The following is a 12,304-nucleotide window of genomic DNA, read 5'->3' as shown; positions in this document are numbered from 1 at the left end:
GAGAGTTTTTCATGGTCAATAGTTGGCGTGTGCAACAAGCCGCACGAGCCGTTCGCGCGGGCGCGGTGATTGCCTATCCAACCGAAGCGGTCTGGGGCCTGGGTTGCGACCCTTGGGACGAAGCAGCGGTCGACCGTCTGCTGCTGATCAAGGGACGGTCTGTGGAGAAAGGTCTGATATTGGTCGCCGATAACATCCGCCAGTTCGACTTTCTTTTCGAAGACTTCCCGGAATTGTGGATGGACCGCATGGCCAGCACCTGGCCGGGACCGAATACATGGCTGGTGCCGCATCAGAATATGTTGCCGCAGTGGATCACGGGTGTTCACGAAACGGTGGCGCTACGGGTGAGCGATCATCCGCAGGTGCGGGATTTGTGCGCGTTGGTGGGGCCGCTGGTGTCCACTTCGGCCAATCCTCAGGGGCGGCCGGCGGCGCGGACGCGGATTCGTATCGAGCAGTATTTCCGGGGGCAGCTTGATCTGATTCTGGGTGGGAATCTGGGAGGGCGCAAGAATCCGAGCGTTATTCGAGACGTGGCGACTGGAAATGTTATTCGCCCGGATTAAGACCGCGTTATCGTTCTTCGCTGGCAAGCCAGCTCCTACCGGTCCGAGTCGTACACAGAACATGTGAGCGACCTGGTTCCTGTAGGAGCTGGCTTGCCGGCGAAGAGGCCCTCAAGGCAACAGCACTGTTGAACCTGTCGTACGCCGCGCCGACAACTCGGTCTGCGCCTTCGCCGCCTCAGCCAACGGATACTTCTGGCTGATGTCCACCTTCAACTTGCCGCTGATGATCATCTCAAACAGTTCATCCGCCATGCGCTGCAGGTTTTGCGCAGTATTGGCGTAGGTCGCCAGGGTCGGCCGGGTCACATACAGCGAGCCCTTCGCCGACAGAATTCCCAGGTTCACCCCGTCCACCGCGCCTGACGCATTGCCAAAGCTCACCACCAGGCCACGTGGAGCAACGCTGTCGAGCGAAGTCAGCCAGGTGTCCTTGCCGACGCCGTCGTACACCACCGGGACTTTTTTGCCGTCAGTCAATTCCAACACCCGTTGCGCGACGTTTTCGTGGCTGTAGTCGATGGTGGCCCAGGCGCCGTTGGCTTTGGCCAGAGCGGCTTTCTGCGGGGAACTCACCGTGCCGATCAACTTCACGCCCAAGGCCTTGGCCCATTGGCACGCCAAAGAGCCGACACCACCAGCCGCCGCGTGGAACAAAATGGTTTCGCCGCCCTTGAGTTCGTAGGTCTGGCGCAGCAGGTACTGCACGGTCAGGCCCTTGAGCATCACGCCAGCAGCCTGTTCAAAGCTGATCGCATCTGGCAGATGCACCAGATTGGCTTGGGGCAATACATGAACGTCGCTGTAGGCACCTAGCGGGCCGCTGCCGTAAGCGACGCGATCACCGACCTTGAACCGGGTGACTTCGCTGCCCACCGCCTCGACCACACCCGCGCCTTCGGAGCCCAGGCCCGATGGCAGGGACGGTGGCGGATAAAGACCGCTGCGATAATAGGTGTCGATGAAGTTCAGGCCGATGGCCTTGTTGCTCACGCGAACCTGCTGCGGCCCGGGCTCTGCGGGTTGGTAATCGACATACTCGAGTACTTCGGGGCCGCCATGGGCGCGGAACTGGATACGCTTTGCCATCAGAACTCTCCTTGGGTCTTGGCTTCTGGAATTGTTGCGTCAAGCGCCCTATCCAACGCCCAAGCTTGATCTTCGTCAACTGCGAAGGGGGCACCTGCGATGTTATGCTACGCGCCCATTTGCGCCGGCCCCTGCTCCGATGGAGCGCCGCGTAGCTTTGCCCGATTCAAGGTGATGACATGACGACCCGCACCGAGGCCGTAAAAGCCTACCTGCTCGACCTGCAAGACCGCATTTGCGCTGCGCTGGAAGCCGAAGACGGCGGTGCACATTTCGTCGAAGATGCCTGGACCCGGCCTGCCGGCGGTGGCGGTCGTACCCGGGTCATCGAAAATGGCACGGTCATCGAAAAAGGCGGCGTCAATTTTTCCCACGTCTTCGGTAGCGGTCTCCCACCGTCCGCCAGCGCCCATCGACCAGAACTGGCAGGCCGTGGCTTCCAGGCCCTGGGCGTATCGCTGGTGATCCACCCGCACAACCCGCATGTGCCGACCTCCCACGCCAACGTGCGCTTTTTCATCGCTGAAAAAGAAGGTGAAGAACCGGTCTGGTGGTTCGGCGGCGGCTTCGACCTGACGCCTTATTACGGCAATGAAGACGACTGCGTGCACTGGCACCGCGTCGCCGAGCAGGCCTGCGCGCCGTTCGGTCCGGACGTTTATTCGCGCTACAAGGCCTGGTGTGACAGCTACTTTCATATCAAGCATCGCCACGAGCCACGGGGTATCGGCGGTCTGTTCTTCGATGACCTGAACGAGTGGGATTTCGACACCAGCTTCGCCTTTATGCGCGCCATTGGTGATGCATTCATCGACGCGTACCTGCCGATCGTGCAGCGCCGAAAAAACACTGCGTTCAGTGCAAAACAGCGCGAATTCCAGGAGTTCCGGCGTGGCCGTTACGTCGAATTCAACCTGGTCTACGACCGCGGTACGCTCTTCGGCCTGCAGTCGGGTGGACGCACCGAATCGATCCTGATGTCCCTGCCGCCGAAGGTTCGCTGGGCTTATGACTGGAAAGCCGAGCCAGGCAGCGAAGAAGCGCGCCTGACCGAATACTTCCTGCAAGACCGCGATTGGTTGGCGAACGCCTGAACGAGGAATACTGATGGATCGCTACGTTGTATTCGGTAACCCGATTGGCCACAGCAAGTCGCCATTGATCCACCGTCTGTTCGCCGAGCAGACGGCGCAGAAACTCGACTACGGCACCTTGCTGGCGCCACTCGACGACTTTTCCGGCTGCGCCCAGGCATTTTTCCGCGAAGGTCGCGGGGCGAATGTGACGGTGCCGTTCAAGGAAGACGCCTATCGCCTGGCGAACAGCCTGACGGAGCGGGCGCAACGGGCCGGCGCGGTGAACACCCTGAGCAAACTGGCTGATGGCACTCTGTTGGGTGACAACACCGATGGCGCCGGACTGGTGCGGGACCTGACAGTCAATGCCGGGTTCAGTCTCAAGGGCAAACGTATCCTGCTGCTGGGTGCCGGTGGCGCGGTGCGCGGTGCGCTGGAGCCGTTGCTGGCCGAACAGCCCGCATCGGTGATCATCGCCAATCGCACGGTGGAAAAAGCCGAGTTGCTGGCGGAACTGTTCGCTGATCTCGGACCGGTGTCGGCCAGTGGTTTCGATTGGTTGCAGGAGCCGGTGGACCTGATCATCAACGCAACGTCTGCGAGCCTCTCGGGCGATGTACCACCGATTGCCAGCAGTTTGATCGAGCCGGGCAAGACGGTTTGCTATGACATGATGTACGGCAAGGAACCGACCTCGTTTTGCCGCTGGGCCAGTGAGCATGGCGCGGCGGTGGCGATGGATGGCTTGGGGATGCTCGCTGAACAGGCAGCGGAAGCCTTCTTTCTGTGGCGTGGTGTGCGGCCGGACACGGCGCCGGTGCTGGCCGAACTCCGCCGCCAACTCGCCGGGTAACCCTGTAGGAGCTGGCTTGCCAGCGAAGGCGATCTATCAGTCGACATCTGTATTAACTGATAGATCGCTTTCGCTGGCAAGCCAGCTCCTACATTTTGATCGCCGTCGGGCACGCAATTTATGTTCGCCCCAATCCCCATAGGAGCGAGCGGTCTTTCAATCCTCAAACCGGATCGGGCATTTCTCCGCGCCTTCCAGTTTTCTCAACTCCTCCACCACCGGTGGTCGCGCCCCACGCAGGGTCAGGCTTCGATCCTGTTGTAACAGCCGCCGCGCCTCCTGGTGCAGCATTTCCACACCCGAATAGTCGATGAAGTTGATCTGCTGCGCCTCGATCACTACACGCACGCCGTGCATCCGCTGCAGGCGCACCTGGAGGTAATGGCTGGCGCCGAAAAAGATCGACCCGCCGACCCGCAGAATGTCTTCATCCCCGTCGCGCCAATGCTGCACCCGCGGCTGCGAAGTGCGTTTGAGGTAGAAAAACAGCGAAGCCAGAACACCGGCATAGATCGCCGTCTGCAGTTCCAGCAGCAGCGTGGCGATACAGGTCAGCGCCATGACCAGAAACTCCGCGCGGCTGACCCGCAACAATGCGCGTATCCCGCGATGGTCCACCAGACCCCAGGCGATCAACAGAATGCTGCCGGCCATGGCCGGGATGGGGATATGCGCGATCAGGTTCGCGCCGAAGACGGCAAACAGCGCCACCCATAGCGCCGAAAAAACCCCGGCCAGCGGCGAGCAGGCGCCGGCCTCGTAGCTCAGGCCCGAGCGGGTGAAAGAGCCGGCTGACAGCGAGCCGGAAAAGAACGCCCCCACCATGTTCGATAATCCCTGGGCGCGGACTTCCTGATTGGCATCGAGCAGTTGCTGCGAACGGGCCGACAAGGAGCGGGCAATCGAAAGACTCGTCACCAAGGCGAGCATTCCGACTGCCACCGCGCTGGGCAGCAGGCGCAGGATCAGGTCCAGGTCCAGCGGCAACGGGCTGAAGGGCGGCAGGCGTCCGACGAATGCGCTGACCAACTTCACGTGACCGAACATGGCTGGCCAGAGCCAGACCAGCAGCCCGCTCAGGATCAGGGTGATCAACAGGGTCGGCCAGCGGCGCAGCAGCAATTTCAGGAGCACGCCCACCGCTACCGTCGCCAGCCCCAACGCGAGGGAGGGTTTATCCACTTCACCCAGGTGCTTGAACAGCATCAGGAAGCTGTCCAACGCTGTCGCCTGGTTGGGCACGTCGAGTCCCAGCAGGTTCGGCAGTTGACCGATGGCAATCACCACTGCCGCGCCGAGAGTGAAGCCCAGCACCACTGAGTGTGAAACGAAATTCACCAAGGCACCAAAACGTAGCAACCCCAACAGCCACTGGAAAATGCCGGCGAGCAGCGTCAGTACCAATATCAGCGTGACGTAGTCTTCTGACGCGGGAACGGCCAAGGGACTGACGCTGGCGTACAGGACGATGGAGATGGCCGCCGTAGGACCGCAGATCAGATGCCAGGACGAACCCCATAGACAGGCGATCAGCACCGGGATGATCGCGGCGTACAAGCCATACTCCGGTGGAAGACCGGCAATCAGGGCGTAGGCAATGGATTGTGGCAAGGCCAGGATTGCACCGCTGAGGCCAACGATCAGGTCACGGCCGACGCTGGCTCGGGTCTGCCGGGGCAGCCATGTCAGGAAGGGGAAGAGTGAATGGCGGCTGGGGAAGGCCATGGGTCCTCTCGGTGATGACTGCAGAAGGCGTCAGGGTGGTGTTTCAGTGGCTACGGCGCAAGGGCAAAAATCGATCGTCGGAACGCCGCCGGGAGCCGGCTCGCTCCTACAGGGAAATGCGCGGTCCTGTGGGAGCGGGCTTGCTCGCGAATGCGGGGTGTCAGGCGACATGAATGCCAGGTCTGATGGCCCCTTCGCGAGCCAGCAACGCTCCCACAGGGAAGTCAGGAATGCTTACAACTTGGCTTTCACGGCCGGCAAGGCATCCTTCCCATCCACGGTCTTCACCCCATCCAGCCATTTATCCAGCACCGCCGGATTGGCCTTGATCCAGGCCTTGGCCGCAGCGGCATTGCTGATTTTCTTGTTCACCACCTCAGCCATGATGCTGTTCTCCATCTCCTGGGTGAAACTCAGGTTGGTGAGTAGTTTGCCAACGTTCGGGCAGGCCTGTGCATAACCTTTGCGGGTCAGGGTGTAGACGCTGCCGGTGTCGCCGAAATACTTCTCGCCGCCCTTCAGGTAATGCATTTTCAGCTGCACGTTCATCGGGTGCGGGGTCCAGCCAAGGAAGGTCACGAACTTCTGCTTTTTCACCGCGCGGGACACTTCGGCCAGCATCGCCTGCTCGCTGGACTCGACGAGCTTCCATTGACCCATGTCGAAGTCGTTCTTCTTGATCATTTCCTGCAAGGAGATGTTGGCCGGAGCGCCCGAGCCGATGCCATAGATCTTCTTCTCGAACTTGTCGGCGTGCTTGTTCAGGTCGGCAAAGTCATGCACACCCGCGTCCCAGACGTAATCGGGGACGGCAAGGGTGAACTCGGTGCCTTCCAGGTTTTTTGCCAGTTGAGTGACATCGCCGGTGGCCACGAACTTATCGTAAAAGCCCTGTTGCGCTGGCATCCAGTTACCGAGAAAAACGTCAACCTGACCATCCTTGAGCCCGCCAAAGGTGATCGGCACCGCAAGGGTGTCGACTTTGGCCTTGTAGCCCATGCCGTCCAGCAGAAAACCGGTGATGGCGTTGGTCGCGGCAATGTCGCTCCAGCCAGGGTCGGCCATCTTCACGGTGTCGCAGCCTTGCTCGGCGAACGCCGAGGCACTGCCCAGCGCCAGTAGCCCGACCGTCAGTGCTGTGGATAACTTTTGCATGGACTTCCCCTTAACATTATTGGTTTTGGCAGGGTTGTGGATAACGCGCTTTGCGCTCCAGATCATCAAGGTCGATGTGGTTGCGCATGTATTGTTGACTGGCGTCCACCAGCGGCTGGTGATCCCAGCTCTTCAGCTTGCCGATGGTCAGCGCTTTGGCGACGAAACGCCGACGACGCTGGCTTGCGAGCACCTGTTGGTGGATCAACGGGATATTCCATTTGGCGCGCGCTTCGGCGAGAAATTCCTCGAACAGTTGCAAGTGTTGGGGCGACTGGCTGAGCTCTTCCTGTTCGCGCGGGTCGTTGTGTACGTCGAAGAGTAGGCAAGGGTCGTCTTCGCTGTAGATAAATTTATAAGCGCCGCGACGAATCATCATCAGCGGGCTGATGGTGCCCTCAGCCATGTATTCGCCAAAGACTTCGTCGTGACCGCCCTGCCCTTGCAGGTGTGAAACCAGTGAGCGTCCGTCCAGAGGCAAACCTGGTTCCAGCGAACCGCCAGCCAATTCGACGAAGGTCGGCAGCAGATCGGCGGTGGAGACTGCTGCGCTGACCCGACCTGCGCCAAATTGCCCGGGCGCACTGATCAACAGCGGTACTCGCGCAGCCATCTCGAACCAATGCATTTTGTACCAGAGGCCCCGCTCACCGAGCATGTCTCCGTGGTCGCCGGAGAATACGATGATGGTATCGTCGATCAGGCCCGTATCTTCGAGGGTTTGCAGGAGTTTGCCGACGTTGCTGTCGATATAGCTGCATGCGCCGAAGTAGGCACGGCGCGCATCGCGGATTTTATCCACAGGCAATGGTTTGTCCCACAGGTCATACACTTTCAGTAAACGTTGGGAATGCGGGTCCAGTTCGGCCTGCTCCGGTGTTTCGGGCAATGGGATGTCGGCGTCGTCGTACAGATCCCAGAACGCTTTGGGTATGGTGTACGGATCATGCGGGTGAGTCATTGAAACAGTAAGGCAGAATGGCTGATCGCCATCCTCACGGATGTGGTCGAACAGGTATTGCTGGGCCTTGAACACGACCTCTTCATCAAAGTCCAGCTGATTGGTGCGCACACACGGCCCGGCTTGCAGCACCGACGACATGTTGTGAAACCAGGTCGGGCGCACATCCGGTTCATCCCAGTTCACCGACCAGCCATAGTCGGCGGGGTAGATATCGCTGGTCAGGCGCTCTTCATAACCGTGCAACTGGTCCGGGCCGCAAAAGTGCATCTTGCCGGACAATGCAGTGCGGTACCCGAGGCGACGCAAGTAGTGGGCATACGTCGGTACATCGGCGGGGAAATCGGCCGCGTTATCGTAGGCGCCGATCTTGCTCGGCAACTGACCGCTGACCAGGGTAAACCGCGACGGCGCGCACAGCGGACTGTTGCAATACGCAGCATCGAACACCACGCCCTGGGCGGCGAGGCGACTCAGATTGGGCAATTTGATGGGCGAGGGACCGTAGAACGGCAACATTGGCGCGGCCATCTGATCGGCCATGATGAAAAGAATATTCTTGCGCTTCATGTGATCGCGGCATTCCATAGTGAATATTTATGCGAGAGTGCTGCGATTGAGCATGGAGTCCATGCAGATTGTGGTAAAGCCCATGCGCGGCAATGACTAGGATAAGCACAGCTTATGTATGACGCCCTTGGTGATTTGTCTCTTGATTTGCTGCGCGCGTTCGAGGCCGCAGCCAGGCAGCATAGCTTTACGGCTGCTGCGGTGGAGCTCGGCACTACGCAGCCGGCCATCAGCCAGCAGATCAAACGGTTGGAAGATCAACTGGGGACGCGGCTGTTTGACCGGATCTATCGCGGTATTGAATTGACCGAGGCGGGGTCGATACTTTTTCAGCAAGTTCAGGCGGGGTTACAGAATATAGACGCTGGATTGAACGCGATCAGCGCACAGCAACAGCACGAGGTGTTGCAGGTAGCCACCGATTTTGCTTTCGCCGCCTATTGGCTGATGCCGCGGCTGCATCGATTTCACGCCGCCAACCCTCAGGTCGATGTCAGCCTGGTGACCAGCGAACGCAGCCTCAACATGCTGCGCACCGATATCGATGTGGCGGTGTTGTTCGGCGATGGCCGCTTCAAACAGGGTGAAAGCCATTGGCTGTTCAGCGAGGAGGTGTTTCCGGTGTGCAGTCCGCTGCTATTGAAGGATCGCCCCCTGCCCTTGCCGGTTCAGACCTTGCTGGAGTTCCCTCTGCTGCACTTGCGTGGCGAAAACAGCAGCAACTGGTTCGACTGGAGCGGCGTATTTCGCGAGCTGGGTATCTCGTCGGCGCCAGCACCGGGGCAATTGCGTTTCGACAACTACACATTGTTGATTCAAGCGGCTATTGGTGGACAGGGCGTGGCGATCGGCTGGCGCCACCTTGTGGATAACTTGTTGGCGCAAGGCTTGTTGTGCCGGCCGATTTCGGAAACGGTGATTTCCAGATTGGGTTACTACGTGGTTCTGCCCCAGCGCAAACGGCGGGGGCCACTGATTCAACAATTCGTGGACTGGTTGATGGCCGAGCAGGCCAGCAGTGCGCAATCGCTTAATGGGTTGCCTTTGCCATCGATTGCCGTGTGAAAGCAGCGCCTGTGAGGACGCCTTCGCCGGCAAGCCGGTTCCTACAGGGGAAGGCATTTAAATGTTGAAACTGCCGCAGACGGCGATCTTTCAGGGTTCTGACGCTGCAATGAAATTCACATGCTCACCAATATGCAGGTTCAGGTGCAACTCATCGGCGATCCCGACCGCGACACGGTTCAACCGGGTCAGCGGCTCGGCCAGACCCGGTTCGAGGCTGCTGCTGACCTGGCTGAAATGTTCAATGGTCAACCCCGCTACTCCGCGCGGCGCATTCACCAGCGTCCAGTGCAAAGAACTGCTTTGCAGCGCCTCGCGGATTTCTTCGGCGGCATGGCGTTCCAGTTGATCCTCGATCTCCGGATCATCCAGCAACTCGAAATCACCCACCAGAAACAGCCGGGCAATACCGCTCGCCTGCATACCGGCGATCAATGCATCCACTGCCAGCACTTGTTCGACGGGCCCGGGCACGATGGTTTTTTCCACATGCTCGCTGTTGAACGGCAAACCCGGTGCATCCAGCAGGCAGATGACCGCCGAGCTCCCGGCCACGCTTTGCTTCACGCGTTCGGCATCGAACAGATCCCCGGTCTTGGTGCGTAAACCCGGACGCGGCGCGAGCGCGGTCAGGTCATCGAGAATGGCGATCACTTCATGCTGGCGCCGCAGCATTTCAGCCATCAGCGCACTGCCCAGGCTACTCATGGCACCATAAAGCACCACTTTCACCACCGGGGTTTCGGCATTTTTCATGGCTGCGGTCCTTGTTTCTTACGTATATGGCGTGTGACCTGTAAGGGACGGTGAGGGTTCGAACGGGTTTTCAGAGGGTTCCATATGCAACAGGTCAAGGGTTACCACGCACATGTCTATTTTAACGCTGACACGATCGAGCTGGCGCGCGCCTTGTGTGAGCAAGCGGCGACGTTATTCCCGGTGAAAATGGGGCGGGTCCACGAACGCCCGGTTGGCCCGCACCCGGACTGGAGTTGCCAATTGGCTTTCGAGCCACAATTCATCGGCGACGTGCTGCCGTGGTTGGCACTCAACCGCAAGGGCTTGGTGGTATTTCTGCACCCGGACACCGGTAACGATCTGCTCGACCATACAGAGCACGCGATCTGGATGGGCGCGATCCGTCCGCTGGACCTGTCTATTTTTTGATCAGAGTGTTTCTTCTGGCTCAGACGGCAAGTGCTCGTCCAGATGCAGCCATGGCAGACGGCTGTCGGTCCAGATGTGGCGCTCGGCCGGGGCCTGTTCGGGGTGGTCGAGCGTGGCGATGGTCACGTCGATCGTGTCCGCACTGAGCTGTGTCACCAGCGCCAGCTGCGCGCCACAGTTGCGGCAGAAGTATCGTGCGCAGGTCGAGGAAGAGTCGTACCGCGCTGGCTCCCCGGTCAGCCATTGAAAGACCGATGCCGGCACGGTGATCCAGGTGGTCACAACCGCACCGCTGACCCGCCGGCAGATTGAACAATGACAGTGGGCGATGTCGTGCAACGCTCCGCTGAATTGATAGCGCAGTTGCCCGCAGTGGCAGCCACCGGTGTGAAGTTCGCTCATGACTTTCCCCCTCCTGCGTATTGACCGACGCTTTCGGTCCGACGACCGGTTACACATCCGGTCATTGCTTTTCTCCGCGAAAGCTCGGTGAAAGCTTCCCCGATTAGGATCGCTTCACTGCCGGCAACAGACCGGTTGGCCAATGCCAGTGTTTTTATCGCTCGCACAGCCCATTTAACAACAACAATGGTGATCCTGATGTCTTCTACTACTCGCCGCTTCGCCGCCACTCCACCCATACGTCTCGTGCTCCCCGTTCTGCGCTGACCCAACCGGTTCGCCCATTCCCTAGCCGCGCTATGCCTGGAGTATCCCCATGCTGACTTTCCTTGGCTTTGCCATGGTCATCACGTTCATGTTCCTGATCATGACCAAGCGCCTGTCCGCGCTGATCGCGTTGATCATCATCCCGATTCTGTTCGCCCTGTTCGGCGGGTTCGCGCCGAAGATCGGCCCGATGATGCTCGAAGGCATCACCAAGCTGGCACCGACCGGCGTGATGCTGATGTTCGCCATCCTCTATTTTGCCCTGATGATCGACTCCGGCCTGTTCGATCCGGCCGTGCGCAAGATCCTCAAGCTGGTCAAGGGCGACCCGCTGAAAGTGTCGGTCGGCACCGCCGTGCTGGCGCTCGTGGTGTCCCTCGATGGTGACGGCGCCACCACTTACATGATCTGCGTGGCCGCCATGCTGCCGCTCTACAGCCGCATCGGCATGAGCCCGCGGATCATGGCCGGTCTGATCATCCTCGCCGGTGGTGTGATGAACATGACCCCCTGGGGCGGCCCGACCGCTCGCGCGGCCAGTGCGCTGCACGTCGATCCGTCCGACATCTTTGTGCCGATGGTGCCCGCGATGCTGGCCGGTGTCGTAGCGATCCTGGCGATTGCCTACTTCTACGGTAAACGTGAACGTGCCCGTCTGGGTGAATTGCATCTGGTGGGCGATGAAATCGACCACAGCGAAATCAGCGTTTCCCAGTTCCCGGATGCCCGGCGTCCGAAGCTGATCTGGTTCAACGGCGCCCTGACGCTGGGCCTGATGTGCACCCTGGTCGCCGGCCTGTTGCCGCTGCCCGTGTTGTTCATGGTGGCCTTCAGTATCGCGATGATCGTCAATTACCCGTGCCTGCAACAGCAGAAGGACCGCATCTCGGCCCATGCCGGTAGCGTGCTTGCCGTGGTCGGTCTGATCTTTGCCGCGGGCATTTTCACCGGTATCCTCTCGGGCACCGGCATGGTCGACGCGATGTCGAAAAGCCTGTTATCGGTAATCCCGGACTTTCTCGGCCCGTACCTGGCCGTAATTACCGCGTTGGTGAGCATGCCGTTCACGTTCTTCATGTCCAACGACGCGTTTTATTATGGTGTGTTACCGGTGCTTGCCGAGGCCGCGAGTCACTACGGAATTACCGCGGTGGAAATGGCACGTGCCTCGATCGTCGGTCAGCCCGTCCACTTGTTGAGCCCGCTGGTACCGTCGACTTACCTGTTGGTGGCCCTCGCTGGTATCGATTTCGGTGATCACCAGCGGTTCACCTTGAAGTGGGCAGTGCTGGTTTGCCTGTGCATACTGGTCGCCGCATTGCTGATGGGGATTTTTCCGCTGTTCAGCACTCTATAAGCCCAAGACTCACCATGACGGGTCAGGCTTCGTGGTTTTGAAGTCCGG

The 12,304-nt window shown here is 59.8% G+C and carries 12 protein-coding genes; 6 read left to right on the top strand and 6 right to left on the bottom strand.

Translation table 11 applies throughout. The features are described 5' to 3' along the window. Window positions 1–11 precede the first annotated feature (11 nt). Window positions 12–569, top strand: coding sequence for an L-threonylcarbamoyladenylate synthase (locus J2W17_RS13075; RefSeq protein ID WP_307334394.1), 558 nt, complete (start codon window positions 12–14; stop codon window positions 567–569). 111 nt (window positions 570–680) lie between these two features. On the opposite strand, the gene J2W17_RS13070 is transcribed toward J2W17_RS13075, so the two are convergent. After that, window positions 681–1,658: an NADPH:quinone reductase gene (locus tag J2W17_RS13070; RefSeq protein WP_307334390.1), complete on the bottom strand. Its 978-nt coding sequence runs from the start codon at window positions 1,656–1,658 to the stop codon at window positions 681–683. A 179-nt stretch (window positions 1,659–1,837) separates the two neighbouring features. Between J2W17_RS13070 and hemF the strand changes: the two genes are divergently transcribed. Together hemF and aroE are read left to right on the top strand one after the other, a co-directional pair. Continuing rightward, on the top strand, window positions 1,838–2,752 hold the full coding sequence (gene hemF, locus J2W17_RS13065; protein WP_307334387.1) for an oxygen-dependent coproporphyrinogen oxidase: 915 nt from the start codon (window positions 1,838–1,840) through the stop codon (window positions 2,750–2,752). Window positions 2,753–2,765: 13 nt separating this feature from the next. Next, window positions 2,766–3,587, top strand: coding sequence for a shikimate dehydrogenase (gene aroE, locus J2W17_RS13060; RefSeq protein WP_307334384.1), 822 nt, complete (start codon window positions 2,766–2,768; stop codon window positions 3,585–3,587). 156 nt (window positions 3,588–3,743) lie between these two features. Here aroE and J2W17_RS13055 read toward each other — a convergent pair whose 3' ends face one another. The 3 genes from J2W17_RS13055 to betC form a co-directional block, all read right to left on the bottom strand. Beyond that, on the bottom strand, window positions 3,744–5,312 hold the full coding sequence (locus tag J2W17_RS13055) for a SulP family inorganic anion transporter (protein ID WP_307334381.1): 1,569 nt from the start codon (window positions 5,310–5,312) through the stop codon (window positions 3,744–3,746). A gap of 234 nt (window positions 5,313–5,546) precedes the next feature. Then, window positions 5,547–6,467 (bottom strand): choline ABC transporter substrate-binding protein, encoded by a 921-nt coding sequence (choX, locus tag J2W17_RS13050; protein WP_307334378.1) that lies wholly within the window; start codon window positions 6,465–6,467, stop codon window positions 5,547–5,549. A 16-nt stretch (window positions 6,468–6,483) separates the two neighbouring features. Continuing rightward, window positions 6,484–7,998, bottom strand: coding sequence for a choline-sulfatase (betC, locus tag J2W17_RS13045; protein WP_307334374.1), 1,515 nt, complete (start codon window positions 7,996–7,998; stop codon window positions 6,484–6,486). Between the two features lie 114 nt (window positions 7,999–8,112). On the opposite strand from betC, the gene J2W17_RS13040 reads away from it, so the two are divergent. After that, window positions 8,113–9,063: a choline sulfate utilization transcriptional regulator gene (locus J2W17_RS13040; RefSeq protein ID WP_307334367.1), complete on the top strand. Its 951-nt coding sequence runs from the start codon at window positions 8,113–8,115 to the stop codon at window positions 9,061–9,063. Between the two features lie 90 nt (window positions 9,064–9,153). Here J2W17_RS13040 and J2W17_RS13035 read toward each other — a convergent pair whose 3' ends face one another. Continuing rightward, a complete protein-coding gene (locus tag J2W17_RS13035) occupies window positions 9,154–9,819 on the bottom strand; it encodes an NAD(P)-dependent oxidoreductase (protein WP_307334362.1) in 666 nt (221 codons plus the stop codon). Between the two features lie 84 nt (window positions 9,820–9,903). On the opposite strand from J2W17_RS13035, the gene J2W17_RS13030 reads away from it, so the two are divergent. Next, complete coding sequence (locus tag J2W17_RS13030) at window positions 9,904–10,230, top strand: DOPA 4,5-dioxygenase family protein (RefSeq protein WP_307334359.1); 327 nt, start codon at window positions 9,904–9,906, stop codon at window positions 10,228–10,230. Here the strand turns inward: J2W17_RS13030 and J2W17_RS13025 are convergent, their stop codons facing one another. Further along, window positions 10,231–10,632, bottom strand: coding sequence for a GFA family protein (locus J2W17_RS13025; RefSeq protein WP_307334356.1), 402 nt, complete (start codon window positions 10,630–10,632; stop codon window positions 10,231–10,233). A 316-nt stretch (window positions 10,633–10,948) separates the two neighbouring features. Between J2W17_RS13025 and J2W17_RS13020 the strand changes: the two genes are divergently transcribed. Next, window positions 10,949–12,256, top strand: a complete 1,308-nt coding sequence (locus J2W17_RS13020; RefSeq protein WP_307334353.1) for a CitMHS family transporter — start codon at window positions 10,949–10,951, stop codon at window positions 12,254–12,256. Window positions 12,257–12,304 lie beyond the last annotated feature (48 nt).

This window comes from Pseudomonas lini (assembly GCF_030812475.1).
In the GTDB taxonomy this organism is placed as follows: domain Bacteria; phylum Pseudomonadota; class Gammaproteobacteria; order Pseudomonadales; family Pseudomonadaceae; genus Aquipseudomonas; species Aquipseudomonas lini_A.
The sequence above is the reverse complement of the archived record's forward strand: the minus strand, read 5'-3'. Positions and strand labels throughout refer to the sequence as shown.